This is a genomic window from Ochrobactrum sp. PL_is483, assembly GCF_055816855.1.
The window spans coordinates 15,143-41,243 of the sequence record NZ_JBVPGS010000024.1; the positions used below are offsets into that span (position 1 = coordinate 15,143).

The window sequence follows — 26,101 nt, forward strand, 5'->3', positions numbered from 1 at the left end:
CCGTTCTCTCGCCGGCTCTATTTCGCGCCTTGCGGCGTAGCTGCGGCGCGGGCGAGATTGGCTTCATATTGATATTTGGCGGAGCGATATTGCTTCGGCCATGCGATGGAGTTGATGCCGATTTTCGCGGCCTCATGCAGCGTCCAAGACGGATCGGCAAGATGCGGACGGGCCACGGCGCAGAGATCGGCGCGCCCAGCCGCGATGATCGAATTGGCATGATCGGCTTCCGAAATCGCACCGACGGCAATGGTCGGAATGTGGATTTCGTTGCGGATCTTGTCGGAGAATGGGGTCTGGAACAGACGGCCATAAACCGGCTTTTCTTCCTTCCAGACCTGTCCTGACGAACAGTCGATCAGATCGGCGCCAGCAGCCTTGAACATGTCGGCAAAGATCGCCGCATCTTCCGGCGTGTTGCCGCCTTCAAACCAGTCGTGACAGGAAAGACGAACCGAGATCGGTTTGTCCTGCGGCCAGGCTTCGCGGATTGCATGGAAGACTTCCAGCGGATAGCGCGCGCGGTTTTCGTAAGTGCCGCCATATTCATCCTCGCGCCGGTTGGTGAGCGGCGAGAGGAAGCTCGACAGAAGATAGCCGTGTGCACAATGCAGCTCCAGCCAATCGACGCCCGCTTCTGCGGCGCGTTTGGTGGCGGCGACAAAGTCGGCTTTCACCCGGTCCATGTCGGCGCGGTCCATCGCCTTCGGCGTCTGGCTGTGCTTGAGATAGGGTAGGGCGGAAGCAGACAGAAGCGGCCATGAACCCTCTTCGAGAGGCTGATCGATCCCTTCCCACGCGAGCTTGGTTGCGCCTTTACGTCCGGCATGACCGATCTGCATGCCAACCTTGGCATTGCTGTTGCTGTGAATAAAATCCACAACGCGTTTCCAGCCTTCGGCCTGCGTATCGTTCCAGATGCCAAGACAGCCGGGGGTAATCCGCGCATCGGGGGACACGCAGGTCATTTCGGCAAAGACCAGTCCTGCGCCGCCCATGGCGCGGCTGCCGAGATGTACCATATGGAAATCGTCGATCAGGCCATCGGTTGCGGAATACATGGCCATTGGCGACACGACGATGCGGTTCGGCAGTGTCACGCCGCGCAGCGTATAGGGAGTGAACATCGGCGGCAGGCAACGTTCGTCTTCTGTTACGTTCAGCCCCTGCTTGCGAGCGAACCAGCGCTCATAGCCTTCGAGCCAGTTCTTGTCGCGCAGACGCAGGTTTTCGTGGCTGATGCGCTGCGAACGCGTGAGCATGGAATACATGAACTGTTCCGGCTCCAGCGTGTCCGCATAGCGTTGGCCTACCACCTCGAACCATTCCATGGCGTTGCGCGCAGCGTTCTGGATACGAGCGACATCGACCCGGCGGATTTCCTCATAGGCATGCAGGACTTCAGGAATGCCTTCCTTGCCGTGTCCGAGCTTCTGGAACTGATTGGCCAGTTCAATCGCGTCGTCGATGGCGAGTTTGGTGCCCGAGCCGATGGCGAAATGCGCGGTATGGGCTGCGTCACCCATCAAGACGACATGGGAGTTGCCGTTGAAGTGGCTCCATTTTCCGCAAATCAGACGGTTGAAGTTCAGCCAGGCAGAGCCGCGCAAATGGCGCGCATTGGTCATCAGCGGCGCGCCTTCCAGCGTTTCCGCAAAAAGCTTTTCGCAGAAATCGATGGAGGCGGTCTGGTCCATCTGGTCCAGTCCATGCGCCAGATAGGCTTCCTCGGTGGTTTCGATGATGAAGGTCGAGGTCTTGTCGTCGAACTTGTAGATATGCGCCTGGAACCAGCCGTGATCGGTCTTGCGGAAATCGAAGGTAAAGGCGTCGAACAGCTTTTCCGTGCCGAGCCAGATATAGCGATTGGGGCGAACGATCAGATCAGGTTCAAAAACTTCCTCATAGCGATTGCGGATACGGGAATTCAGTCCATCCGACGCAATGATAAGATCGGCGTCGGGGAAATCGAGATCGCTTTCTACCTCAGTTTCAAACTGAAGCTTCACGCCCAGCGCTTCGCAGCGCGCTTGAAGAATGTTGAGCAGGCGTTTGCGTCCGATGCCGACGAAGCCATGGCCGCTGGTGCGCTGGCGAGTGCCTTTGAATAGCACCTCGATATCGTCCCAGTGATTGAAGGCGTCCTGAATTTCAGCCGCACTTTCCGGGTCCCAGAGCTTCATCGATTCCATCGTCGCGTCGGAAAATACCACGCCCCAGCCGAACGTGTCATAGGGGCGGTTTCGCTCCACGACCGTGATGTCATGCTCTGGATGAAGCTTCTTCATCAGAAGGCCGAAATAAAGGCCGGCCGGACCTCCTCCAATACACACGATACGCATGTTGAGTTCCCTTCCCGATATGCTGCCAAACGGCGCCGGTTAATTATTTTAAGTTTAAAATATAATTGGCGACTTCGATGCGTCAAGCGAAAAAAACGCTACCATTTTTCAAATGGCTTCGAGGGCGAGGAGTTTGGTGATGCGGAAAAATATGCAAATGCAATAATTATCATTAGTCTGAAAACCACTATTGACATGTTTTGGAATTGGAAAATATGCTGATGCAAATGAATTGATATTCCGGCAAACGGAAAAGGGGAACTATCATGGCGGAGCGGTCATTCGCCCGCGAGGTCGAGGATCTGAAGCTCGGCGAAGGCGATATTTTCAGCGGCGAAGGCATTCTCGCCGTTACCAAAGCGCTGTTGCAGTCAGGCGTGTCCTATGTCGGCGGCTATCAGGGCTCGCCGATTTCGCATCTCATGGACGTTCTCGCTGATGCGAAGGATGTGATGGAGGATCTGGGCGTCCATTTCGAATCGTCCGCATCGGAAGCTGCAGCAGCGGCCATGCTTTCCGCCTCGGTGATGTATCCGGTGCGCGGCGCGGTCACCTGGAAATCGACGGCTGGCACTAATGTGGCGTCCGATGCCCTGTCCAACCTTGCCTCTGGCGGTGTGACCGGCGGCGCGCTGGTCATTATCGGCGAAGATTACGGCGAAGGCTCCTCCATCATGCAGGAGCGAAGCCACGCCTATGCGATGAAATCGCAAATGTGGCTCTTGACCCCGCGGCCCAACCTGCCTTCGATTGTGGAAGCCGTTGAAAAGGGCTTTGAACTGTCGGAAGCCTCCAACACGCCGGTCATGTTGCAGGTGGGCATTCGCAGCTGCCATGTGCATGGTCAGTTTGTGGCGAAAGATAATAAGAGACCCGCCCACACGCTGGCCGAAGCGCTGGAAAATCCGAGGCGCGACGTCAATCGCATCGTTCTGCCGCCCGCATCTTTCCTGCACGAGAAGGAAAAGCTCGAAAAGCGCTGGCCTGCAGCCGTCGAGTTTGTCAAAGCCAATCGTCTCAATGAATATTTCGGCCCGAAAGAGGGCGATGTCGGCATTATCCTGCAAGGCGGGCTTTACAACAGCGCCATGCGTGCCCTGCAGCAAATGGGGCTGGCCGATGTTTACGGCGAAAGCCGCGTTCCGCTTTATGTGATGAATGTGGCCTATCCGATGATAGACGACGAGGTCATCGACTTCGTTGCCGGCAAAAAAGCCGTGGTGATGCTGGAGGAGGGCGCGCCTGAATATATCGAGCAGGCGTTGCATACGCTGCTGCGCCGCCGCGATATCCAGACAAAACTGTCCGGCAAGGATGTGCTGCCGTTGGGCGGCGAATACACAACGCCCGTGCTTTTGAAGGGCCTGACGGCATTCTTCGATGCACATGCGCCCCAATTGCTCGGCAACCGTCCGCCGCTGCCCGATCCATCGCCGGTTCTAGCTGATGAGCGCGTCAAGGCGCTGGCAGAAGTGGTGCCGCCGCGTCCCGCCGGTTTCTGCACCGGCTGTCCAGAGCGACCGATCTTCGCCGCCATGAAACTGGTGGAAAAGGAGCTCGGCGAGCATCACGTGTCTGCCGATATCGGCTGTCATCTCTTTTCCATTCTGCCGCCGTTCAATATCGGCGGCACCACGATGGGCTATGGCCTCGGTCCGGCCTCGGCTTCCGCTTTCAACGTGCCTGCGGGCAAGCGCTCCATTTCGGTGATGGGCGATGGCGGTTTCTGGCACAACGGCCTTGCCACTTCGGTCGGCAACGCGGTCTTCAACAAGCAGGATGGCGTCATCCTCGTGGTCGACAATTACTATTCGTCGGCGACGGGTGGTCAGGACATCATGTCTTCCAGAGCGATCAATCCGCGCCGCAAGACCAACAATTCCATCGTCGATGCGGTCAAGGGAATTGGTGCGGGCTGGGTTCGCCAGATCGACCACACCTATGATGTTGCAAAGATGCGCGACACTTTGAAGGAAGCGCTGACGACGGAAGAAAAAGGCCCAAAGATCATTGTGGCGTCGTCGGAATGCATGCTCAACAAGCAGCGCCGCGTGAAGCCGCAATTCGCCAAGGCCGTCAAGGACGGCAAGCGTATGGTCAAGCAGCGTTTCGGCGTCGATGAGGATGTGTGCACCGGCGATCACGCCTGCATCCGCCTGTCGGGTTGCCCGTCGCTTTCGGTGAAGCACACCGACGATCCGCTGAAGGACGATCCGGTCGCGGCTATCGACAATTCCTGCGTCGGTTGCGGCAATTGCGGCGAGGTTTCGGAAGCGGCGGTTCTGTGTCCGTCCTTCTATCGCGCCGATGTCATCCACAACCCGACGGGATGGGACAAGTTCATGCATCGCCTGCGCTCCGGCATCATTAGCTGGCTGCAAAAGCGCCGCCGCGCGTCGCGCATCGTCTTTGCGGATTGAGGAACAGGCCATGGCCACACTGAATGTATCGCCGTCCGTTCTTCTTTCGCAGGATAAACCACTGTCGATTGCCATCCTCGCCATGGGCGGTCAGGGCGGCGGCGTTCTGGCCGACTGGGTCGTGGCGCTGGCGGAAACCAATGGCTGGGTCGCGCAGACAACCTCTGTGCCTGGCGTGGCGCAAAGAACCGGCGCGACGATCTATTATCTTGAGCTGTTGCGGGCCCGCGAAGGTGCGCACCCAATCCTGTCGCTGATGCCCACGCCTGGCGATGTCGATATCGTCATCGCAGCGGAATTGATGGAAGCGGGGCGCTCGGTGCTGCGTGGCCTCGTGACGCCGGACAAGACCTTACTCATCACCTCCACCCATCGCTCTTTCGCGGTGGGCGAAAAGGAAAAGCCGGGCGACGGCACCGGCAATCCCGTGGTCGTCGAAGATGCGACAGCCTTTGCCGCGCGCAAGACCATCGCTTTCGACATGGAAGCATTGGCAACCAAAAGCGGCAGCGTGGTGTCATCAGCCTTGTTCGGCGTGCTTGCGGCATCCGGCGCTTTGCCCTTCGACAAAGCCGCCTTTGAAACGACTATCAAGTCTGGCGGCAAAGGCATTGAAGCTAGTCTCAGAGCTTTTGAAGCTGCCTATCAGCGCGCGCTTGGCGGCGCGAATGACAAGCTGGCGGCAACGCCCGCAAAGCGGCTCGACCCTCTGCCCGAACGGGCCGATCACCCAGCACTAGACGCGCTTATCACGCGCATTCGCAGCGAGTTTCCGGTTGAATGCCATCCCATGCTTTTTGCGGGCATCAAGAAACTGACCGAGTTTCAGGACCCAGCCTATGCGGATGAATATTTGACCCGTTGCGCCGCCTTGCTCAAGGCGGATCGCGATAATGGCGGTGCGGCGCATGGCTTTGCCTTCGCCGAACAGGCGGCAAAATATGTCGCTGTCGCTATGGCTTATGACGATGTGGTCCGGGTGGCGGATATCAAGGTGCGTGGTTCGCGGTTCGAGCGGGTGCGCAAGGAAATCGGGCTCAAGAAGGACCAGATCGTCTATACGACCGAATATATGCATCCGCGTATGGAAGAAGTGTGCGGCACCTTGCCGAAAGGCATCGGCGCATGGATTGAAAATCGCCCGAAACTCTTTGCGTGGCTCGACAAGCGTGTCAGCAAGGGGCGCCGGGTAAACACGGGAACGCTGTTCTGGTTCACAGGGCTTTGTGTTGTGTCTGGCCTGCGTCGTTTCCGGCGCGGTAGCCTGCGTCATCAGCGTGAAGTCGAACACCGCGAAGCCTGGCTGGCAAAGGCTTTGGCCGCATTGCCCAAGAATTATGATCTAGCGGTTGAGGTTCTCGGCTGCCGTCGTCTGGTTAAGGGCTATTCCGATACGCATTCACGCGGCCTGTCGAAATTCGATCGCGTCCTATCTGCTCTTCCTCTTCTGTCCGAGCGGGAAGACGGCGCGGCCTGGTTGCGGCGCTTGCGGCAAGCAGCCCTGCTTGATGAGGAGGGCATCGCGCTCGATGGCGCTCTGAAAACAATCGCGACGCTCTGATCAAAACGCGCGCCTCGCCAATTCAAAATAAAAGGGGAATGACTATGTCTCAAGTCCAGAGCATAGATGCGCCGGCTGTTGCCGGGAAGGAAATATCGGCAGGTAAAAGCCTGCTCGTCGTTGGCCTGTGCTGGCTTGCGATTTTTGCGGAAGGCTATGACGTCGGTGTCATTGGGGCCATTCTGCCCGCCTTGTCTGTCGATCCGGTCTGGCAACTGACACCGATAGAGCTTGGCGCCATCGGCAGCTATACTGTGATCGGCATGCTGATCGGCGGTATTCTTGCGGGCACGCTGAGCGAACTCCATGGACGCAAGCCGCTCTTCATCGCCTGTATCACTTTGTTTTCGCTGTGCATGATCGTCAGCGCCATGGCGCCGTCCCCGTTCATCTTCGGATTGAGCCGTTTTATTTCCGGCATCGGTCTTGGTGGGATCATTCCTGTCGCGGCGGCGCTAACGGTTGAATATTCCCCGATCAAGAAGAAGAGCTTCAATTACGGTCTCATGTATTCGGGCTATTCGATGGGATTGCTTGCCGCAGCTTTGTGCGGTCGCGGTTTTCTTGAAGTCCATGGCTGGCGCACCATCGTGCTGATCGGCGCGATCCCACTGCTGTTTATCCCGGTCTTCCTCGCATTCCTGCCTGAAAGCGTGGAATCGCTGGTCCAGCGCGGCAAGCATGATGCGGCGCGTAAGACGGCAGCGCGCATGGGCGTCGGCGTTCCGGCGGCGATTGTCCGCAAGCATAGCAAGGTTGGCTGGCGCACGGTTTTCAGCGAAATCTTCTCCCCGAAAAAGGCATTTGAAACGGCCTGTTTCTGGAGTGCGCTCTTCATGGGCCTGCTCTTGGTCTATGGCCTCGCGCAATGGCTGCCGCAGATCATGCGCAAGAACGGTTATGATCTCGGCAACAGCCTGCTATTCCTTGCCGTATTCAGCCTTAGCTCGGCAATCGGGGGTATTGTATTGGGTACATGGGCGGATCGCTTCGGCGTGCGCCGTACGGTTACCTGTTCCTATGCGCTGGGTGCGCTTGGCATTGTGGCGCTTGCCTTTAAGGGCTCGCTGCTGATGAACTATGTTTTTGTCGCAATTGCTGGTTTTGGCACGGTGTCAGCATCGCTGGTTTTGACAGGCTTTCTGGCTCAGCGGCTCGATTCCTCGATCCGCTCCGCCGGAACCGGCTGGGCGCTGAGCTTCTCCCGCATCGGCGCTCTCTCGGGCCCGCTCCTGGGCGGACTGATCGCAAGCCTCAATGTCGGTCCGCAGTGGAACTTCTACATCTTTGCTATTGTCGCCGCTCTCGCAGCTGTGGCAACCGCGCTGATCCCGTCTAGCTCGACGGATTGAGTCACAAAAAGGCCGATCCGCCCATGGCGGATCGGCTTGTTATTCAACATAATATCAAAGGTCGTTTTTACGGATATTGCGCAGCATTTTCTGCAAGGTGCCGACAAAGGCGCGATGTTCGTCTTCATCGATGCCTTCAAATAATTGCAGCAGCAGATCATACATGACCGGCCAGGCTTCGTTGAAGATGTTGCGACCTTCCTCGGTCAGCGAAATATCGCGGATGCGCATGTCTTCAGCGCGCGCCTGACGGCGGATGTAACCCTGTTCTTCAAGGGAATCGAGCGTACGGCTCATCGTTGATTGTTCGGTCACGGTAAAGACCGCAAGCTCATTGATCGTGGCCGAAGGGGTGACACTCAAGACGGCTAGCGTGCGCAATTTGACGGTCGTGATCTGACGGTCCTTCAGCGCTTCGGCAAGGTTGGCGTTATAGCGCGCCATCAGGCGGTTCATCAGGTAGGGCGCAAAACTGTTCAGGCCGATTTCGCCCAGCGAACGCGCGGGGTTCTCCTCCTGATGCTCGGAAGCCAGAACCGTACCTGAGAAGCGTTCCTCCATGAATTCCCTCGTCATTGATCATGGTTGCGATAGCCATATGCCCGACGCGTTTCAGCATCAGGCGCAACAAGGCGCTCTCATCGGTGTTAATATCGGTTGCGCAAAGATGCCAGTGAAAAGCGAGCCTGAAGCGACAATCGCACCGACCCTCCCGTCCAGATTTCTGAAAACACCGCCGGTCTGGTCGCCTGATCGCAGGTTGGTGTCAGGGGCAGAGAAATTGAATGGCACGGCCTTCGGGATCGCACAGCGTATCGATCACGTTGCAATGATGCGTGCCGTCGATTTCCCAAGCGCTGGTCTCGATCCCCAATCCGTACCAGATGTTTGCCAGCAGCATATTTTGCCGCCGGAATTCCATGAGCTCGCCGCCGCCGACACAGCAATGCACGGCGATATCGGCGCGCGGGGGCTGGAGAGCGGCGCTTTCCGCGACCGCTTCCGCCGCATCCATCTGGAAAATATCGTTCATCGTGGTTTTGAGGAGCGGGCGCAGATCATGCAGCCCGCTGATGGAAAGAACACGCCTGATCCGTTTTGCCGTTGCGGCAGCAATGGGCGCGCTTTCGCAAGCCATGCGGCTGACCAGATGCCCCCCGGCTGAATGGCCGGTCAAGGCAATGTCGCCGTCCACTTCCTGCGCCAGATGGTCGATGAAGCGGCCAATTTCCCGCGTGATGCCGGAAATCCGAGTTTCGGGGCAGAGTGTATAGCTTGGCATGGCCACGCGATAGCCGCGCGCAAGCGCTCCTTGCGCCAGATGCGACCAGAAGCTTTTGTCCAGTCCCTTCCAATAGCCGCCATGGACATAAACGAGTGTGCCTTTGGCCGAACCTTCCGGCAGAAAGAGATCGTAATGGCTGCGCGCGCCGTCGCCATAGGCAATGTCGGGTATCAAACGGCCTTGATCGCGCATTTTTTCGCGAAAGCTGGAGGCCAGTTCCGTCCAGCGCGGGGGATAACTGACGGAATCGCTGATGGCGCTCATATTGTCATAGGCGGTATCGAAGTCGCGAAGCACTGAATTCTCCTGCATATCCATGCGTGAAGCCGCGTCAGGCGCGGGCTTCGCTCGCCGCCTGCGCGCGCAGGGCTGATCGCTGTAATTTTCCGGATTCCGTCTTGGGCAGGCTGGAAACCCAGCATATCACGCGTGGATATTTATAAGGTGCGAGTTCGCTTTTGACGTGGCTTTGCAGTGCTTCCTGCAAATTCGCATCGCCATTATAGCCCTCGTTCAGCACTACATAGGCTTTCACGATGCAGCCCCGTTCGTCATCGGGTGCCGCCACTACACCGCATTCCGCCACCGCTGGATGCGCAAGTAGGCTGGCTTCGACCTCCGGTCCGGCAATGTTGTATCCGGCCGAAACGATCATGTCGTCATTGCGCGCCTGATACCAGAAATAGCCGTCCTCATCCATGACATAGGTGTCGCCTGTGATGTTCCAGCCGTTCTCGACATATTTTGTCTGGCGCGGGTCGGCCAGATATTTGCAGCCGAGCGGTCCGCGAACAGCAAGGCGTCCAGGCGTCCCGGGCGGGCATTCCTGCCCATTGTCGTCGATCACACGCGCTTCATAGCCAGGGATGGGTTTGCCGGTCGCGCCGGGGCGGATATCTTTTTCCGGTGCGGAGATGAAGATATGCAGCATTTCCGTTGCACCGATGCCGTCTGAGAGCGACAGCCCAGTTGCGCGTTTCCACGCTTCAAAAGTGGGAAGCGGCAGGGCCTCACCGGCTGAAACACATTTGCGCAGCGAGGAAAGATCATATTGTTCGATCTTCGAAAGCATCGCGCGATAAGCCGTCGGCGCGGTGAAACAGACGGTCGGCTTGTATTCGCCAATGGCTAGCGCCAGATCATGCGGCGTGGTCTTTGCGGGCAGTACTGTGGAAGCCCCAATCCGGAATGGAAAGAGGACCAGCCCGCCAAGGCCGAATGTGAAAGCCAGCGGCGGCGAGCCGATGAAGATATCGTCTTCCGTCGCATCCAAAATGTGATGCGCATAGCAGTCACAAACGATCAGCAGGTCGCGGTGGAAATGGATCGTCGCCTTCGGCAGGCCGGTGGTGCCGGATGTGAAGCCGAGCAGGCACGGATCGTCCCCGCGTGTCGCAACTGGCTCGAAATCGCTGGAGGCGTCGGCCAGCAATGCGCCAAGCTCTCCGCCAGCATTGCCTTCCCATGTCACCAGTGTCTTGACGAAACCTGTCTGCGCCACGGCATTTTGCATCTCGCCGATCAGTGCGTGATCGCAAAAGGCGATGCTGATTTCGGCCTTGTCGATGATTTGAACCAGCTCCTTGGCGCGCAAGAGCGGCATGGTCGCGACTACAACGCCGCCCGCCTTGATGATCGCCATATAAAGCGCAATCTTGGTCGGGTTGTTGCCTGAGCGGATCATCACGCGATTGCCCGGTTTCATGCCAAGCTTGTCGGTCAGCACATTGGCGATCTTGTTGATCATGGCGGCAAGATCGCGATAGGTCCAGCGCACGCCCGGCGCCTGCAAGGCGATGCGGTCGCCCTTGCCGTTCGCCAGATGTGCATCCACCAGTTCGCTGGTCGCGTTCAGCTGTTCCGGGTAACCGAGCTCTTCGAGGTTGATGATATCCGGCAGAAGTTCCGCAGCCGGCAGATTATCCAGTACGAATGTGTCCACATGAGCGCTGGGATGCATGCTCGTCTCCTGTCAAAGCCAGTCATTTGCGTTCGACTGTCCAATCGATTCAGTGAAAGCTGAACCGTTGGAACCGTCCTAACTATTTGTTTTTCTGCCCATCTTCTCGGAGGGCGATGTGCTCTTGGTCAAACGTGCAGGTAACGTTCCTTGACTTCCGGGGTGTTCAAAAGCGCGGCGTTGTCGCCGCTCCACACCACACGGCCTTTCTCGATGACCACGTGACGGTCTGCGAAGCGCGCCAGCGCATCGACATTCTTGTCGATGACAAGGATCGCTTCGCCCTCATTCTTGATGTTGCGCAGGCAGGACCAGATTTCCTCGCGCATGAGCGGTGACAATCCTTCCGTCGCCTCGTCCAGCACAACCATTTTCGGATTGGTCATCAGGGCGCGACCAACTGCCAACATCTGCTGCTCGCCGCCGGAAAGCTGATTGCCCATATTGCGCCGCCTTTCTTTCAGGCGCGGGAACATCCGGTAGATGCTCTCCAGTGTCCATTTGGACGAGCGCGCATCTGAGCGTCGCGTGGCCAAGAGGTTTTCCTCGACACTGAGCGTCGGGAATATCTGCCGTCCTTCGGGCACCAGCCCCAGCCCCTCGCGGGCAATCGTATGGGGCGGCTTGCCGGTCACGTCATGACCATTGACGAAAACCTTGCCGCCCTTGGGCGGTAGCAAGCCAAAGATCGATTTGATAGTTGTCGTCTTGCCCATACCGTTTCTGCCGAGAATGGTAACAACCTCTCCCGCACCGACTTCAAAATCGATGCCAAAGAGAATGCGGGACTGGCCATAGGCGTTCTGGAGCCCTTCGACTTTCAGCATCAGGCGGCCTCCTCTTCACCGAGATAGGCGGCGCGCACGTCCGGGTCGGAGCGCACGGCGGCGGGAGTTCCCGATGCGATGACGCGCCCGTAGACGAGCACGCTCACCTGATCGGCCAGCGAGAAAACGGCGTCCATGTCGTGCTCGATCAGAACCAGCGTGTGGGTCTGGCGCAGTGAGCGCATCAATTCGACCAGCACCACGGATTCCTCGTGGCTGGTGCCCGCCAGAGGCTCGTCCAGCAACAGCATCTGCGCCTGCGTGGCGAGCGCGATGGCAATCTCTAGCTGGCGCTTTTCGCCATGCGACAGCGCTCCGGCCCGGCGATGAGCGCGGTCGTCCAGCCGCACCCGGGCAAGTGCCGCCATGGCTTGCTCGTTGATTTCGGCCTCCTTGCTTGCGGCCTGAAAGAAGCGGAAGCTTGAGCCGGATCGCGCCTGAACGGCCAGCGCAACATTCTCCAGCACGCTGAAACCTTCCAGAACCGAGGTGATCTGAAAGGAGCGCGCAAGGCCCAAGTGAACACGCGCGGGCATGGCTAGACCGGAAATGTCACGACCATCAAACACGACCGAGCCACGGTCACTTTTCAGATTGCCCGAAAGCTGATGGATCAGCGTCGTCTTGCCAGCGCCATTCGGGCCGATCAGCGCGTGAATTTCGCCGCGTTTGACGGTGAGATTGACGCCGTCTGTCACCTTGAGCGCGCCGAAGCTCTTGTGCAGGTCATGGACCTGAAGCAGTTCATCCGACATCGGAACCTCCACGCAGCTTGCGGATCAGCCCGCCAATACCGTCGCGGCTGAAAAGCACGACGAGGACGAGGAAAAGGCCGAGACCGAGTTTCCAATGCTCGGAGAAATGCGCCAGCACTTCTTCCAGCACGATGAAGGCGGTTGCGCCGAGGACCGGCCCGATCAGCGTGCCCATGCCGCCCAGCACCACCATGACGATCAGCTCGCCGGAACGCTGCCAGCTCATGAAAGCAGGCGAAACGAACTGGATCTGGTTGGCGAGCAGCACACCGGCAATCGCCGCCGCCACACCGGCAATCACATAGGCGGTGAGCTGAAACGAGAAGGGCGAGAAGCCGATGGTGCGCATGCGCACCGGATTGTCCCGCGTTCCACGCAGCACGCGACCGAACCTTGAATGTACCAGCATGCGGAAGGTGAGAAACGCGCCAACCAGCAGTGCCAGCACAAAATAGAACAGCACCAGATTGCTGGAAAGCAGCGTATTGCCGAACAGCGTGGAACGGGTCGGCAGCGTCATCCCGTCGTCGCCGCCAAAGGCCGACAGAGAAACCATGAAGAAGAAGGCCATTTGTCCGAAGGCCAGCGTGATCATGATGAAATAGACGCCGCTGGTTCTCAGCGAAATATAGCCGGTGACAAGCGCGAAGAGCGCTGCAGCAATGATGGCCGCGACCAACTGCAAGAGCAGATCGTCAATGCCATAGCTGGACAGGATGCCGACGGCATAAGCGCCGATCCCGATATAGGCGGCATGACCAAAGGAAACGAGCGCGCCGTAACCCATGATGAAGTTGAGCGAAAGTGCTGCTAGCGCGAAGATCATGATACGGGTCACGATCACCAGAAGGAAGCTGTCGCCGAGAACGGAGGCAAGAAGAGGTACGATTGCAAAGGCGGCGAAAAGCAGCCACGGGCCTGCATCCAGCAAAGGCGAGGTTCGGCCCTCTGCCTTTTCCGGCATGGCGGTATCGCGCGTGTTGTTATGGGTAATCTCGCTCATCGCGTTCCTCCCTGTACCGGGAAGAGGCCTGTCGGGCGGAAATAGAGCACGGCTGCCATCAGAATATAGGTGAGCATCGGCACGAGCGTGCGGCCCATTTGCGAGGCGGCGGCGGGATCGAGCAGATTGCGCAGCAGCATCGGCCCGAAGGTGCGGCCCAGCGTATCGACGAGGCCAACGGCAATGGCCGCAACAAAAGCGCCACGAACGGAACCGACGCCGCCGATCACGATGACGACGAAGGTAAGGATCAGGATGGAATCGCCCATGCCGGGATCGACCGAGAGGATGGGGGAGACCATGCCGCCGGCAAAGCCTGCCAGCATTGCGCCCAAACCGAACACCACCATGAACAGGCGGCGGATATTGATGCCAAGAGCCGACACCATGTCGCCGTTTGTGGCACCGGCGCGCAGCAGCATGCCGATGCGCGTGTGATTGACGAGGACATAGAGACCTGCCGCCGTGATAAGGCCAGCTGCGATGATCAGCAGGCGATAGACGGGATATCGCAGGTTTCCGAAAAGCTGGATGGAACCGGAAAGCGATTCCGGCATTGGCACGCTGAGCGGTGCGGCACCCCAGATGATCTTCACCAATTCATTCACGATCAGGATGAGCCCGAAGGTTGCCAGAACCTGATCGAGATGGCTTCGTTCATATAATCGTCGAAAGACCAGCACTTCCAGCACGATGCCGATGACCAGCGTGACGGGAAGCGCGATCATGATGCCATAGAAAAAGCTGCCGGTCATGGCAGTGAAACTCGCGGTCAGATAAGCGCCGACCATATAAAGCACGCCATGCGCCAGATTGATCAGGTCCATGACGCCGAAGATCAGCGTCAGCCCGGCGGCGACGAGAAAAAGCAAAATGCCGAACTGAATCCCGTTAAGGGATTGCAGCAGAAAAAGATTGAGCATGGGGGACGTCCGGAACTCGTTGTACTGAAGACGGCGTCACGCCAGATCGGCTGGCGTGACCTGTTTCAGACTTGGAAATTGAGAAGACTGGGCTCATCGGAGCACCCTTCTTCCACCGGGTTACATCTTGCATTCAGCTGCGTAATTGTCTTTGTAGTCGTTGAAAATCGTTTCAACATAGGACGTGGCGAACTGGCCGTCGTCACGCTTGACGACTTTGGTCAGATAAAAATTCTGAACCGGGAAGTGATTGTCGCCGATGCTGAATTCACCACGCGGCGAGGTGAATTTCGCGTCTTTCATGGCAGCGCGCAACGCGTCCTTGTCGGCGATATTGCCCTTGACCTGCTTGACGGCCGCATCGATCAGCATGGCGGCGTCATAGGCTTGCACGGCATATGTTGCCGGTACGCGCTTGAACTTCGCCTCATAGGCGGTAGCGAATTCCTTGGCGGCAGGTGAATCGAGATCAGGCGCCCAGTTCGAACCGGCGAAGAAGCCGACGGCTGCATCCTGCTGCGCGGGCAGGGTCGTTTCATCCACGGTGAATGCGGAGAGGAACGGCGTGCCTTCAAGACCAGCCTGACGATATTGCTTGACGAAATTCACGCCCATGCCGCCGGGCAGGAAAGCATAGACTGCGTCCGGCTGTTCAGCGGCGATCTGCGCCAGTTCCGCCGAATAATCCAGCTGGCCGAGCGGTACATAGATTTCCTGCGCGACTTCGTTCTTGTAGGAATGCTTGAAACCGGCCAGCGCGTCCTTGCCCGCCTGATAGTTCGGGGCGATCAGGAAAACGCGCTTATAGTTCTGTTTTTCGGCATACTTGCCGGAAACCTCATGCATCTGGTCGTTCTGATAGGAGGTGACGAACAGATTGGCGTTGCAATCCTTGCCAGCCAGATTGGACGTGCCTGCATTGGTCGAGATCAGGAACGCGCCGGAATCGGTCGCAGGCTTGACGATAGCGTTGAGGACGTTGGAGAAAATCGGCCCGACCACGAAATCCACCTTGTCGCGCTGGATCATCTGCTGGACCTTGTTGACGCCGATATCCGGCTTCTGTTCATCGTCCTGAATGATGATTTCCGCATCGAGGCCGCCGAGCTTGTTGCCCAGCTTCTCCATGGCAAGCAGGAAGCCGTCGCGGGATTGTTCGCCCAAAAGGGCGGACGGTCCGCTGAGTGTATAGATCAAACCGATCTTGATCTTGCCATCCTCGGCCTGCGCGGTTCCGGTTAGCATGGTTGCGGCGAGCAGCGCGAAAGCCGCTTTCGTCGAAATTGTCATAGTTCCACCTCGATTGCAGATTTTTGTTTTGTTTTCTTATTCTTTCGCATTGTCCGACGCTGGAAATGCTTATTCCCCTGCAGATGTACTCCCATACGCCTGCCGGGCGGATGCATTATTCTTCTGGCGCGGGCAAAAATTCAACCTCATGTGTCGGCGCAACGCGAACTATTTCAGCGGGATCGCCGACATTGTTGATGCGAACGAACAGGTCCCAGAGTTTTGCGGTGGGCGAAACCCAGAAAACGCACTTCACCGGCTGTTCGGTCTTGTTGAAAATGCCATGTGACACGTTGCGCGGCAGGCAGACGAGATCGCCAGCCTCTGCAACGGCTTCCTTGCCGTCGAGAAGCAGGTCGAAGCGTCCTTCCAGCACATAGATGATTTCTTCCTGCGTGGTGTGGATATGCGGCGGTACGAAGGTGCCGGGAGGAAAGGTTGCGTGCCACGACATGGAGCTTTCGCAGACGTGCTTGGGCACATAGGTCTGGCCCAGGATATGCCAGACAACACCGTCCACGGAGGAGCCGGATTTGGTCACGCCAGCTGGAAGATCAGTCACTCTAATTTCCCTTCACAATATTAAAGATGCGAATTTTCAGGCAGAAGCGGGGTCACTTTCCGGTTGACTTGCAGTGTTGAAAAGCCAGCCTTCGCGGCATAGCCGCGAACGATTGCTTCGCGCTCGGCAAAGCTGATGATGCCGTCCAGATCGGCAACGCCGGACGGTGCGCGACGTTCGACCTCATCGATGACGCCTTCCGGGCCACCCAGCCGGTTAAGCCTGACGATTTCCGCCGTCGCGGGCAGGCGGATGGACTGATAGGCGGCAAGTGCTGCGCGGCCATGCTCAGCGGTGGCAAGATGATCAGCCAGCGTGCGCGCGTCGATGATCGCCTGGCTCGCGCCATTCGACCCCACCGGATACATCGGATGGGCGGCGTCGCCGATCAGCGCCACGCGGCCATCCGTCCACCAACGGGCGGGATCGCGGTCGCACATCGGATATTCGAAGAATGTATCGGTTGCCCGCACCAGAGCGGCGAGGTCCACGACATTGATGCCGAATTTTTCGACATGTGGCATAAGCTCTTCATGCGTGCCGCGACGGCTCCAGTCCTCGCGCTTCGGGGCAGGTGATCCGTCGGTGCCGGGACGATAGGTCACGACCCAGTTGTTGAGAATTTTGCCGGGCGTGGTGCCCCTGGCTATAGGATAAAGCACCAGCTTATAGGTAAAGCCGCCAGCGACGATCATGGTGCGACCGTCAAGGAACGGGTCGCTTTCAACAGCGCCGCGCCACATCATGACGCCATTCCATTTGAGACCGGCTTCGTTCGGGAACATCTGCTGCCGGATAACGGAATGGATACCGTCCGCGCCGATGATGACATCTGCAGTTGCAGATGCGACTTTCGACCCTTCGGCAAAGTGAATGTTCGCCGAACCTTCGTTCTGTGCATAGCCGACGCAGCGCTGGTTGGCGACGATGGCGTCTGGTCCAAGCCGCTGGATCACTGCGTCATAAAGCAGTTTCTGCAAATGTCCGCGATGGATAGAAAATTGCGGGACGTCATAGCCCGCATCCATGCCGCGCGGTTCGCGCCAGATTTCCTGGCCCTGCCGTGTGGCGTAGATCAACTCATGAGTGCGGATGCCGGTGGCGTCGAGCGCGGGGAGCAGGCCGATTTCGGCCAGTTCGCGGATGGCGTGCGGAAGAACATTGATGCCAACGCCCAATTCGCGGACTTCCGGCGCCGCTTCGAAAATCTGGCAGTCAATGCCCCGTGCATGCAGCATCAGTGCCATGGTGAGGCCGCCAATGCCTCCTCCAACGATAATCGCTTTCATTCGCGGTTCCCTTTTTTCTGGCTGCTCTCTGGCGCCTAGGCCCAACGATAAAAGCGGGAACGACGCTGTCTATCACCAAAACGCCATGCCTGACAGGAAACCGCCAGAAACACGCTTTCTGGCAAAATATTCGCGATGCTTGCGCTCTGGACACAGCGTGATACTTTAATCTTAAAATAAAATGCTCTCTAAATGAGATACGGGGAATATCGTGATGCTGACTACGAGCTATATGCACCGGCTTTCGCCGTCCATTGATTCGTTCCAGGATACTATGTCCGGGCTGCTCCGGCCTTGCCGCATCTCGAAGAAATCCAGCCGGACCTACCGCACGGAAGTCGCACACGGGCGCATGCGTCCCTTCGGCCTGACGGCGATCCGCATCGGCGGTCATGCACGCATCGAGGTGGACGCGCATAACGATATGACCTTGTTGCAGGTTCCGTTGCAGGGCATCTTCGTCTCACGTGACCGGCGCGGCGACGAGCTTTTGTATCAGTCGGGCATGAATGCCCAGCTGGTCGATGCGCATTCGGCCATCGACCTTGAGTTTCACCCGTCCACGCGTATGTTGATCTTCAGCCTTAACGATGCCCAGATCGACATTCTGGGCGGCAAGGAGTTCATCGAGCAGTTTACCCATAAAAGGCGGGTCGTGTCCTTCGACACGCCAGTGGGGCATGCCTTCTATCATCTGGCGCATTTCGTCATGAACGAGATCGAGAAGGACAAGGAAGCATTTTTCCATGGTGGTTTGTCGGAGCGGCTGGAAGACAGTCTGATGGCGTCACTTGCGGCGGCGCTCGATACACAGCTCTATGCAAGACCGCTGGCGAGCGTGGTTCCAAGCTATATCCAGCGTGCCGAAAAATTCATGCTCGACAATCTCGACAAGCAACTGACCTTGCAGGAGATTGTCGACGCAACAGGCACCAGCGCCCGCACCTTGCACCGCACCTTCCGCAGTATTCGTGGCAACACGCCGCTCGGCGTTTTCAAGAACATGCGGCTGGACAAGGTGCATGCGGAGCTTACCCGTGGATATGCCGGGCCCGGTGATATTACGCGTATCGCCATGGCCTGGGCTTTCAACCATATGGGCCTGTTCTCGGCCGATTATCGCCAGCGCTTTGGCCATCTTCCGTCCGAAACCGTGCGCCGCGCGCGATAATCTATTAGTACATCCTGGGACCAAACAGCTAGACACGGCACTGCTTTTGGGTGTCATGTGACTGTCGATTTCAGGGAGCGGACAGGCGGCTTCTTGTTAGGATGAAGTTGGTGCTGGTTTAATTATTTGGAGAATGGCGCAAAGCAAGAAAAGGCGACCGTTCGGTCAATTTGGACTACTCGCGCCTTTCTCTTGGATGCCTTTGGATGGTGCAATTCAGAAACGCTCACGCCAAGCGCCGTCAAATTGCACTTCGCGAGAACTGTCTTCCTTGTCGTAAAAGACGTAGATGGGAAACAGAACGATAAGGCCGGGAGCCCGGCCTCCAAGGTTCGTCAGTGGATTGAGTCTCAGTTGCTGAAATTCAGAACTGCTTCAAGCTCGTCATCGTAGGTGTCTCCAGTCGGAGTGAAACCAAGACGCTTATAGAACTCTTCCGGACTGCCTTCTCCCAAGCCGTAGCTCGTATAGAGTTCCTTGAACCCTCTTACTTTCAGGTCTCGGACCAGCAAGCTGATTGCCTTCTTTCCGAACCCCATCCTCTGATAGGGGCCGGCGATCATAAACCGCCATAGAAAGACGCCGGGGCAGTCGATACCGTCGTCATGATCAGCTCCAATGTGCAGCATGATGAAGCCGATCAAAGTCTCATCGGCATAGATGGCGCGGAACCACGCGTTCTCTGAAAAATGCGCTTCAGCGATGGACGTACCATTGTCTGCGACCACATTTCGTTGGGCGTCCGACAAAGTTTCGCTGAGAGCGCAAACATCGGTGACGGTCAAAGCGGAGATACGCCGAAACGAAATCTCGGCATCCCGCGAGACGACTATCTCACTCATAACACTTCCCTAGATTTTGAGAGAAAGCCGACAATAAGTCAGCGCGGTTTCGAAATCGTCCGCCAACGACGTGGGCTATTGTACCCAGATTTTAGTTGAAACAAAATTCTGACGAAGGTCAAGAGGCGCTTGCCTTGCGGCAGAGCTTCCTGTCCATGATACGTTCCCAATCGTTCTCAAGCTGGGGTGAATGTCCTGCAGGCGGGCGGCGCACTGACGCAAGCCCTTCATGAGGTGATGGCCGGACGGACTGCATCCGCTCTTGCTCGCTGTTCGCATTGCTGCTATACGGCTGACCGGTCAGCAGTTCACCTAGGCATCGCCGCCCTTGGGCAAGCTAAACCTGCATTATTTGTTTCCTTGACGCATACACCTTCCTCGTGCCGCGTCGGAATGGCGATCACCGATTTTCTATTGAACGGCACGCCTTGAGGATCAGGGATCATGCCTAGGGAATTGATACCATTTCATGTCAACGACATTTCCAGTTTAGCTCGCAGTTTACGCAGTGCGTTGGCCGAGCGGGATAAACCGCTCTCTCATGTCGAGGTTCTGAATATCCTCGCCAAAGGTGCCGGTTATAAAAATTTCCAGCATTTGCGGGCCGGCGTCGAAAAATCGGAAAAGATCGCGGAAGATCAGCAGCCTGTCATTAATCAGGTGCATGTCGAGCGCGTAGGTCGCTGCTTTGACAAGCAGAAGGTTCTCACACGTTTCCCCAGCAAGCGGTCGGATCAGATACTGGTACTATGGATCTTGTGGTCACGAATACCCGCCCGAACCGATCTGACAGAGGGTGAAGTAAACGCGCAGTTGAAATCATGGCACAGCTTTGGCGATCATGCTCTGCTGCGGCGCGAACTATGCGATACGGGATTGGTTTCGCGGACCCGCGACGGCCGTGTCTATCGTCGCATCGAACAGCCGATGCCTGCCGAAGCGCAGGCTGCCGTGCGCCTCGTCGCTTTAAAATAAGCCGACATCCATCGCCTGACGAAAGCAGCTATCGCTGCTGAGGAAACATCATGACCAATTTTCAAACCGGCTTTCTGCTTGCCAAAATTCCCTATATTCGCACGGGAGATCAAACTGACCCTGTGATCGTCATCAATGGCGGACAGGGATTTGTGCGCAAGCACAGCTTTGAAAGAATGCAGCGGGATGCAACACGAGTTGCGCGCATGCTTCCGGCGAAGCGGGGCTTCATTCTAATCGGTTACGATCAGCAACCCCATCCAGATGCAACCATCGAGACGATCGTTGCGGATATTGAACTGGCAATCCGTTCAGTAAACCCCGAGGCCTCTACCCTTATGGGAATATCCTATGGCGGGTTGCTGGCGACGCGGCTTGCCGCCAGACAGACAGGATGGATCAAGAACCTTGTTCTGGTGGCGAGCGCTCACAAATTCAGCAAAGAAGGCGAGAGGCGCATCCGTCGGCAGGAACAGTTCGCCGCACGAGAAGAATACCGCCAGCTGATAGACGACTTTACCACGATATTCCGCAATCCGTTGCTGAATCTTCTCCTGAAGATGAAGCTTTGGATCGACCGCAAAAAGCTTGCTGAGAAAATGAATTCAGGCCAAGTCATTGTCCGATACCTTCAAATGATAACAGAGGCGCGGCCAGCCGATTTGGCCTCGATCACAGCAAGAACGCTGATAATCGGTGGCGAGCGGGATCAGTTTTTCGGGGACGGTACGATGGAATCCGCCAGAAGCGGCATTCAAAATGCCCAACTGCGGGTTCTGAAAGGCCAAACCCATATGGCCCCAGTGGAATGTGCCCGGCAAGTTCGGTTCTGCCTGACGGAATTCCTCGCATAGGGATACAGTCGATTCTCCACGAAGGCGTTGGCAGCGGGCGGCGTTTCAGACCTTCCCTGAGCAAGATGGCCGAGGGCATCAAGGGAAACTTCCGAGCTCCGTTCGTCGCCGCGCTTGCGTGGATCGTGTCATCGAGGAACCGGGTGTGTCCGAGAGACGGGCATGCCGGGTCTGGGTCAGCATCGTTCCACAGCGCAAGATCGCCAAGACCCCGGACGATGAAGCGGCGTTGCCCCCCCGACATCACGGCGTTTGCACTAACATTCCAAACGGATCACCTCATGGGCGTAGACCAAGCGCTTGGAAGGAGGCCGTTCATTTCACGTGGCCGGTAAAGTGATTGTAGAGAGCCGATATACTGTTCATCCGCTCCTCCACCGAAGGGCCGATCTGGTTGACCACCTCGTTCAACAGCAGATTACCCAGAACACCCATCATTGCGGTCGAGTCCCAGAAGGTCCCCAGTTCAGTCGGTACATTGAACGTTTCGCTAGCAACGCCTCTGCACCAGTGGCAGTAAGGATCGGTAAAAAGCGTGATCGGAATATTCAGTTCCTTTGCCTTCCGGGCAAGCAGCATGGCAAGGTTGGAATATTTTCTCGCCTCGAACATGACGAGCGCGGAATCGGCGTGGTCCGCCAGAAATATTTCCTGAAAATTACCACTGGATGTGTCGACGAGGAAAACGCCGTCCCGTAGATATTGCAATTGGTTTGCGAAATATTGCGCCAGACCGCGCTCGGTCTGAAACCCGACGACGAATATCCTGTTGGCGCTCGCGAGGCGACTGGCCGCGCGGGTCCATTCGGGCTTGCGGGTAAATTCGTGAATATGAACCAGGGCAGCGATTTCCTTTTCAAGTATCTTTGCGGAAGCATCGCCCTGATTGCTCTGTTCGGTGAACTCCTTGAGACGGTCGCCCACCAGCCACGGCTGGTCTCCGATGGATTCACCCAAATCCTTCTTCAAGTCCTTGAAATGCCGGTATCCGAGCTTGCGACAAAACCGTCCGATCGTGACTTCGCCGACCCCGATTTTTTCCGCAAGCGTCGCCGCGTTCTCGAAGGGGAGCGTGTTCAGATTGATAAGCATGTAGTTCGCTATCAAGCTGTCGGCGGCGGTGCCCGCTTCCAGGCTGGCCTTGAGACGCTCACGGATAGATTCGGACATTGACTCTCCCTTTTTGCAGTCATGGTATTTTTCTGTCATAAATGTATTGACGATAGAAATATACCAAAATACCATCAGCCCTAATATGACGCGTCAAGGCATCGCCAAACAAGACGCGCAATCCGGAACATATGAACGGTCAGTGGAGGAGTTATGAACCGTCGCGTATTTCTGCTGTCATCGTCAGCCCTTGTGCTGGCAACGGCGGTCTCGTTTTCCGCACTTGTGCCTGCGCAGGCAGCGCCCTCGGAAGCCACGATCATCCTCTCGAGCGATGAAACCGGTGCGCCGCATCTTGATCCGATTCGCGCCACGCTTTTGAGCGTCGCCGCTGATCTGATCTATGACCGGCTTGTCGCCATGTCCAATGAGCACACATTTCATCCGCATCTGGCACAGTCCTGGCAGGAGAGCGATGACGGTCTCAGCTGGACATTCCAGCTGAAGAAGAACGTTCGCTTCCATGACGGCGAACCTTTCAATGCCGATGTAATCGCCTGGTGGATACCCCGGTTCAAAGGCACTGCGAACGAGCATGTGGCTGGTGCAATCGAACGGGTCGTCGTGTTGGATGAGCATAGCGTGCGTTTCGAGATGAAGCGGCCCGATCCGAATTTGCTCTATAACCTGGCCTCCTATTTCATGGGTATTCCATCTCCCAAGGCCTATGACGCAGCGGGAGAGAATTTCGGCGTTATGACAGCGGTTGGCACCGGGGCCTACAGGCTGGAGAGCTTCGTTGTCGGACAGGAGACGGTCCTTGTCGCCAACGAGGATTATGCCTGGGGAAGCGAGCTTTCGCAGAATAAGGGAGCGCCTGCGATCCAGAAATTGGTGCTGCGTGAAATACAGGATTCCTCGACGGCGTTTCTGGAACTGAATACGGGCGGCGCAGATATATTGCTCGGCGTTCCAACGGAATTCGTTCCCCAGTTGAAAGCGAACGGCGATATCGAATTGCGTAATATGCCAGCGACCGGCGTTTCCTATTTGCAGTTCAATACGAGTACAGCGCCGTTCTCCGATCCGGTCATCCGGCAGGCGGTGGCGCTTGCGGTCGATCAGGAGCCCATTCTCAAGGCGATATTCGGCGGTTCCGGCGCGGCGGCGCATCAGTTTCTCGCTTCTTCGCTGGAGGAATCGAAGGTGAACCCGGCGCTTCTGATCCAAAAGGATGTTGCAAAAGCAACGCTGCTGCTGGATCAGGCGGGATGGAAGCCGGGGGCGGATGGTGTTCGCAGCAAGGACGGAGCGCCGCTGAAGATACAACTGTGGTCGTCTTCCGAAACGGCCTACAAGCGCATGGCCGAAATCATTCAGGCCCAGCTGCGCGCTGTGGGGTTTGTGGTGGACATCACTCTTTACGACAGCGCAAGCCTGCGGGACGCCTTGCGGCGAGGCGAGCATCAACTGGTCGTCAGCCATTACGATTGGGACAATGCCGATATCCTTGGCTGGTTCTTCAGTGCGCAGAACATTCCGCATCCCAACAGCACGCGCTGGGATGATCCCCAGTCCGAAAAACTGCGCGAAGATGCTGAAAGCGGCGCCCTTAACTGGAAGGAGCGGGTCGCCAAATATACGAAATATCACGAAAACCTGTTGCAGAATTTCGTATTTGTTCCCCTGCACGAATTCGAGAAAATAAACGCCATCAATCGCAGGCTCGTTCTGCCGCCGAACATTCGTGAGGTCGCTATCGGGAGCATGACGCTTCTCGACGCGAAGTGGCAGTAGGCCATGACGGCATTCATATTGCGGCGGCTTCTCGGCGTTATGCCGGTCTTTTTCGTCGTCTCCGTCATAGTTTTTCTGCTGATCCATCTGGTTCCGGGAAATCCGGTCGACAACCTCCTGCGCGCCGGTTCATCACCGGCGCTGCGTGAGCAGATGACCGCCCGATACGGTCTCGATAAGAGCCTGTTCGAGCAGTATGTCATCTGGATGGGGAATGTCCTGAAGCTGGATTTCGGGACCTCGATCATCCAGTCGCGGCCTGTCGCGGTACTCATCGCGCAGAACCTCCCGGATAGCCTGCTTCTTGGCGGCGCGGCGTTTCTTTTTTCAACGATCGCTGGCATCGGCGCCGGTGTGGTGGCGGCAAGATATTACGGAACGCGTATCGATAGCGGCATCACCACCGGCATTCTGCTCGGCTCGACCATTCCGGGCTTCTGGCTGGGACTTCTGTTGATTCTGGTATTTGCAGTATGGCTGGGCTGGGTTCCGGTTTCGGGTGCCCGCGGGTGGAACTCGCTGATCCTGCCCGTCATTGCCACGGGACTTGGCGGCGTGGCGCTGGTGGCGCGCGTGACCAAGGTCGCGATGATCGAGATTGCCCGACAGGATTTCGTCATGCTGCTGCGCGCAAAAGGCGTTTCGGAGCATGCGATCCGCCTGCGCCATGTGCTGCGTCATGCCCTTGTGCCTGTCATTTCCATTCTTGGCCTGCGGATCGGCTGGATTCTGGGCGGAGCAATCACTGTGGAAGTGGTTTTCGCCCGCCCGGGTCTGGGATCATTGCTGATCCGGGCATTGAATCAGCGCGATTATCCGCTTGTTCAGGGATGCCTGCTGATGCTCGCCATGGCGGTCATCCTTGGTACTCTTATGGGAGACATCGCCCAGGCGGCCATGGACCCAAGGCAGCGTGAGGTTTCAAAATGACCGATACGGTCACCTTGCCGTCGCGGTGGCGGCTTTCCATTTCGATGCCCGTGGCTCTGGCCGCAAGCTTCATCGTCCTCCTAGTGTTTGCGGCGATTTTCGCTCCGTTCGTTGCTCCCTATGCCTATGATGCGCAGAACATCTCGATAATGAATGAGGCTCCCTCACTCGCCCATCCATTCGGCACGGACGAGTTCGGTCGAGACGTCCTGTCCCGCATAATTGTCGGGGCGCAGACTTCCTTGTCCGTAAGTGTCACGGCGGTTGGTTTCTCCGTTCTGCTCGGCCTGGTGCTGGGTGCCGTCTGCGGTTATTTCGGCGGTTTCATCGACCGCTCGCTGATGACGGTTATCGATCTCACCTGGTCCTTTCCGGAAATACTCATCGCTCTCATGCTTGTCGCCGTGGTCGGCGCGGGGCTGCATGGCGTGATCATCGCGGTTGCCATCGCCTATCTTGCACAGTTTGCGCGGCTGACCCGCACACAGGTCATGCAGATCAAGAAAGAGGCTTATGTGGAGGCGGCGGTCAATCTGGGGGCGGGAAGCTTCCATATCCTGTTCCGGCATCTCTTGCCGAATGTGCTGGCGCCAGTCCTCGTCGCGGCCATGCTCGCCACAGGTGACGCCATCATTCTCGAGGCGACGCTTGGCTTTTTCGGCCTTGGCGCCCAGCCGCCGACACCGAGCTGGGGAGCGATGATGAGTTCGGGAACTGCGCAGCTCTTTGTGGCTCCATGGGTGATCATCATACCCGGCTGCGCTGTAGCCTTGACGGTCATCGCGCTCAACGTCGTCGGCGACGCGATCATTGGAGCGCTGGATTTCCGCACCAGGGCGAGGGAAGGGTGAAT

The 26,101-nt window shown here is 57.3% G+C and carries 22 protein-coding genes and 1 pseudogene; 10 read left to right on the top strand and 13 right to left on the bottom strand.

The genetic code is table 11. From position 1 onward, the window contains the following. Positions 1 to 17: 17 nt before the first annotated feature. A complete protein-coding gene (locus AC0TNJ_RS03615; RefSeq protein WP_473770262.1) occupies positions 18 to 2,342 on the bottom strand; it encodes a bifunctional salicylyl-CoA 5-hydroxylase/oxidoreductase in 2,325 nt (774 codons plus the stop codon). A gap of 266 nt (positions 2,343 to 2,608) precedes the next feature. Between AC0TNJ_RS03615 and AC0TNJ_RS03620 the strand changes: the two genes are divergently transcribed. The 3 genes from AC0TNJ_RS03620 to AC0TNJ_RS03630 are packed head-to-tail and all read left to right on the top strand — an operon-like array spanning position 2,609 to position 7,675. Next, the gene (locus tag AC0TNJ_RS03620; RefSeq protein ID WP_473770263.1) at positions 2,609 to 4,762 is read left to right on the top strand and encodes a thiamine pyrophosphate-dependent enzyme; all 2,154 of its coding nucleotides are present in this window, start codon (positions 2,609 to 2,611) and stop codon (positions 4,760 to 4,762) included. Between the two features lie 10 nt (positions 4,763 to 4,772). Next, positions 4,773 to 6,323 carry an indolepyruvate oxidoreductase subunit beta family protein gene (locus AC0TNJ_RS03625; RefSeq protein WP_473770264.1) on the top strand — a complete coding sequence of 517 codons (1,551 nt, stop codon included), beginning with the start codon at positions 4,773 to 4,775 and terminating at the stop codon, positions 6,321 to 6,323. Between the two features lie 44 nt (positions 6,324 to 6,367). Continuing rightward, complete coding sequence (locus AC0TNJ_RS03630) at positions 6,368 to 7,675, top strand: MFS transporter (protein WP_473770265.1); 1,308 nt, start codon at positions 6,368 to 6,370, stop codon at positions 7,673 to 7,675. 54 nt (positions 7,676 to 7,729) lie between these two features. On the opposite strand, the gene AC0TNJ_RS03635 is transcribed toward AC0TNJ_RS03630, so the two are convergent. The 10 genes from AC0TNJ_RS03635 to AC0TNJ_RS03680 form a co-directional block, all read right to left on the bottom strand. Next, positions 7,730 to 8,236 carry a MarR family transcriptional regulator gene (locus AC0TNJ_RS03635; protein WP_122002269.1) on the bottom strand — a complete coding sequence of 169 codons (507 nt, stop codon included), beginning with the start codon at positions 8,234 to 8,236 and terminating at the stop codon, positions 7,730 to 7,732. 205 nt (positions 8,237 to 8,441) lie between these two features. Next, a complete protein-coding gene (locus AC0TNJ_RS03640) occupies positions 8,442 to 9,257 on the bottom strand; it encodes an alpha/beta hydrolase (RefSeq protein WP_473770266.1) in 816 nt (271 codons plus the stop codon). A 34-nt stretch (positions 9,258 to 9,291) separates the two neighbouring features. Further along, the gene (locus tag AC0TNJ_RS03645; RefSeq protein ID WP_473770267.1) at positions 9,292 to 10,920 is read right to left on the bottom strand and encodes a benzoate-CoA ligase family protein; all 1,629 of its coding nucleotides are present in this window, start codon (positions 10,918 to 10,920) and stop codon (positions 9,292 to 9,294) included. Positions 10,921 to 11,048: 128 nt separating this feature from the next. Beyond that, positions 11,049 to 11,747, bottom strand: coding sequence for an ABC transporter ATP-binding protein (locus tag AC0TNJ_RS03650; protein ID WP_473770268.1), 699 nt, complete (start codon positions 11,745 to 11,747; stop codon positions 11,049 to 11,051). Beyond that, entirely contained in the window at positions 11,747 to 12,502 is a 756-nt protein-coding gene (locus tag AC0TNJ_RS03655) for an ABC transporter ATP-binding protein (RefSeq protein WP_122002069.1), read from the bottom strand. The genes AC0TNJ_RS03650 and AC0TNJ_RS03655 overlap by 1 nt, the downstream gene beginning before the upstream one ends. After that, entirely contained in the window at positions 12,492 to 13,505 is a 1,014-nt protein-coding gene (locus AC0TNJ_RS03660) for a branched-chain amino acid ABC transporter permease (protein WP_473770269.1), read from the bottom strand. Before AC0TNJ_RS03660 ends, AC0TNJ_RS03655 begins: the two co-directional genes overlap by 11 nt. Further along, positions 13,502 to 14,428 carry a branched-chain amino acid ABC transporter permease gene (locus AC0TNJ_RS03665; protein ID WP_473770270.1) on the bottom strand — a complete coding sequence of 309 codons (927 nt, stop codon included), beginning with the start codon at positions 14,426 to 14,428 and terminating at the stop codon, positions 13,502 to 13,504. The genes AC0TNJ_RS03660 and AC0TNJ_RS03665 overlap by 4 nt, the downstream gene beginning before the upstream one ends. Before the next feature lie 120 nt (positions 14,429 to 14,548). Continuing rightward, the gene (locus tag AC0TNJ_RS03670) at positions 14,549 to 15,718 is read right to left on the bottom strand and encodes an ABC transporter substrate-binding protein (protein ID WP_473769164.1); all 1,170 of its coding nucleotides are present in this window, start codon (positions 15,716 to 15,718) and stop codon (positions 14,549 to 14,551) included. A 115-nt stretch (positions 15,719 to 15,833) separates the two neighbouring features. Then, positions 15,834 to 16,280: a cupin domain-containing protein gene (locus AC0TNJ_RS03675; RefSeq protein WP_473770271.1), complete on the bottom strand. Its 447-nt coding sequence runs from the start codon at positions 16,278 to 16,280 to the stop codon at positions 15,834 to 15,836. 20 nt (positions 16,281 to 16,300) lie between these two features. Next, complete coding sequence (locus tag AC0TNJ_RS03680; RefSeq protein ID WP_473770272.1) at positions 16,301 to 17,569, bottom strand: flavin-dependent oxidoreductase; 1,269 nt, start codon at positions 17,567 to 17,569, stop codon at positions 16,301 to 16,303. Positions 17,570 to 17,783: 214 nt separating this feature from the next. Between AC0TNJ_RS03680 and AC0TNJ_RS03685 the strand changes: the two genes are divergently transcribed. After that, entirely contained in the window at positions 17,784 to 18,740 is a 957-nt protein-coding gene (locus AC0TNJ_RS03685) for an AraC family transcriptional regulator (protein ID WP_473770273.1), read from the top strand. Between the two features lie 350 nt (positions 18,741 to 19,090). Here AC0TNJ_RS03685 and AC0TNJ_RS03690 read toward each other — a convergent pair whose 3' ends face one another. Further along, positions 19,091 to 19,582, bottom strand: a complete 492-nt coding sequence (locus tag AC0TNJ_RS03690) for a GNAT family N-acetyltransferase (RefSeq protein WP_473770274.1) — start codon at positions 19,580 to 19,582, stop codon at positions 19,091 to 19,093. A gap of 444 nt (positions 19,583 to 20,026) precedes the next feature. Between AC0TNJ_RS03690 and AC0TNJ_RS03695 the strand changes: the two genes are divergently transcribed. From AC0TNJ_RS03695 to AC0TNJ_RS03705, 3 genes and pseudogenes are all read left to right on the top strand, one after another. Further along, a complete protein-coding gene (locus AC0TNJ_RS03695; RefSeq protein WP_473770275.1) occupies positions 20,027 to 20,557 on the top strand; it encodes a DUF2087 domain-containing protein in 531 nt (176 codons plus the stop codon). 122 nt (positions 20,558 to 20,679) lie between these two features. Beyond that, positions 20,680 to 21,411 (top strand): alpha/beta fold hydrolase, encoded by a 732-nt coding sequence (locus tag AC0TNJ_RS03700; RefSeq protein ID WP_473770276.1) that lies wholly within the window; start codon positions 20,680 to 20,682, stop codon positions 21,409 to 21,411. Positions 21,412 to 21,493: 82 nt separating this feature from the next. Continuing rightward, a pseudogene (locus AC0TNJ_RS03705) lies at positions 21,494 to 21,643 on the top strand (IS3 family transposase); the annotation flags it as partial. 83 nt (positions 21,644 to 21,726) lie between these two features. On the opposite strand, the gene AC0TNJ_RS03710 reads toward AC0TNJ_RS03705, so the two are convergent. Next, a complete protein-coding gene (locus AC0TNJ_RS03710) occupies positions 21,727 to 22,581 on the bottom strand; it encodes a MurR/RpiR family transcriptional regulator (protein ID WP_473769171.1) in 855 nt (284 codons plus the stop codon). 153 nt (positions 22,582 to 22,734) lie between these two features. Here AC0TNJ_RS03710 and AC0TNJ_RS03715 point away from each other — a divergent pair, with 153 nt between their 5' ends. The 3 genes from AC0TNJ_RS03715 to AC0TNJ_RS03725 are packed head-to-tail and all read left to right on the top strand — an operon-like array spanning position 22,735 to position 26,099. Continuing rightward, entirely contained in the window at positions 22,735 to 24,318 is a 1,584-nt protein-coding gene (locus tag AC0TNJ_RS03715) for an ABC transporter substrate-binding protein (RefSeq protein ID WP_473770277.1), read from the top strand. Positions 24,319 to 24,321: 3 nt separating this feature from the next. After that, on the top strand, positions 24,322 to 25,248 hold the full coding sequence (locus tag AC0TNJ_RS03720) for an ABC transporter permease (protein WP_473770278.1): 927 nt from the start codon (positions 24,322 to 24,324) through the stop codon (positions 25,246 to 25,248). Next, positions 25,245 to 26,099, top strand: a complete 855-nt coding sequence (locus tag AC0TNJ_RS03725; RefSeq protein ID WP_122002056.1) for an ABC transporter permease — start codon at positions 25,245 to 25,247, stop codon at positions 26,097 to 26,099. Before AC0TNJ_RS03720 ends, AC0TNJ_RS03725 begins: the two co-directional genes overlap by 4 nt. Positions 26,100 to 26,101 lie beyond the last annotated feature (2 nt).

Coding starts and splice junctions, on each gene's coding strand:
- AC0TNJ_RS03710 (WP_473769171.1), bottom strand. CDS start 22,581: ATGTCCGAATCTATCCGTGAGCGTCTCAAGGCCAGCCTGGAAGCGGGC.
- AC0TNJ_RS03645 (WP_473770267.1), bottom strand. CDS start 10,920: ATGCATCCCAGCGCTCATGTGGACACATTCGTACTGGATAATCTGCCG.
- AC0TNJ_RS03725 (WP_122002056.1), top strand. CDS start 25,245: ATGACCGATACGGTCACCTTGCCGTCGCGGTGGCGGCTTTCCATTTCG.
- AC0TNJ_RS03690 (WP_473770274.1), bottom strand. CDS start 19,582: ATGAGTGAGATAGTCGTCTCGCGGGATGCCGAGATTTCGTTTCGGCGT.
- AC0TNJ_RS03635 (WP_122002269.1), bottom strand. CDS start 8,236: ATGGAGGAACGCTTCTCAGGTACGGTTCTGGCTTCCGAGCATCAGGAG.
- AC0TNJ_RS03720 (WP_473770278.1), top strand. CDS start 24,322: ATGACGGCATTCATATTGCGGCGGCTTCTCGGCGTTATGCCGGTCTTT.
- AC0TNJ_RS03625 (WP_473770264.1), top strand. CDS start 4,773: ATGGCCACACTGAATGTATCGCCGTCCGTTCTTCTTTCGCAGGATAAA.
- AC0TNJ_RS03655 (WP_122002069.1), bottom strand. CDS start 12,502: ATGTCGGATGAACTGCTTCAGGTCCATGACCTGCACAAGAGCTTCGGC.
- AC0TNJ_RS03715 (WP_473770277.1), top strand. CDS start 22,735: ATGAACCGTCGCGTATTTCTGCTGTCATCGTCAGCCCTTGTGCTGGCA.
- AC0TNJ_RS03620 (WP_473770263.1), top strand. CDS start 2,609: ATGGCGGAGCGGTCATTCGCCCGCGAGGTCGAGGATCTGAAGCTCGGC.
- AC0TNJ_RS03670 (WP_473769164.1), bottom strand. CDS start 15,718: ATGACAATTTCGACGAAAGCGGCTTTCGCGCTGCTCGCCGCAACCATG.
- AC0TNJ_RS03630 (WP_473770265.1), top strand. CDS start 6,368: ATGTCTCAAGTCCAGAGCATAGATGCGCCGGCTGTTGCCGGGAAGGAA.
- AC0TNJ_RS03680 (WP_473770272.1), bottom strand. CDS start 17,569: ATGAAAGCGATTATCGTTGGAGGAGGCATTGGCGGCCTCACCATGGCA.
- AC0TNJ_RS03665 (WP_473770270.1), bottom strand. CDS start 14,428: ATGCTCAATCTTTTTCTGCTGCAATCCCTTAACGGGATTCAGTTCGGC.
- AC0TNJ_RS03685 (WP_473770273.1), top strand. CDS start 17,784: ATGCTGACTACGAGCTATATGCACCGGCTTTCGCCGTCCATTGATTCG.
- AC0TNJ_RS03695 (WP_473770275.1), top strand. CDS start 20,027: ATGCCTAGGGAATTGATACCATTTCATGTCAACGACATTTCCAGTTTA.
- AC0TNJ_RS03660 (WP_473770269.1), bottom strand. CDS start 13,505: ATGAGCGAGATTACCCATAACAACACGCGCGATACCGCCATGCCGGAA.
- AC0TNJ_RS03650 (WP_473770268.1), bottom strand. CDS start 11,747: ATGCTGAAAGTCGAAGGGCTCCAGAACGCCTATGGCCAGTCCCGCATT.
- AC0TNJ_RS03615 (WP_473770262.1), bottom strand. CDS start 2,342: ATGCGTATCGTGTGTATTGGAGGAGGTCCGGCCGGCCTTTATTTCGGC.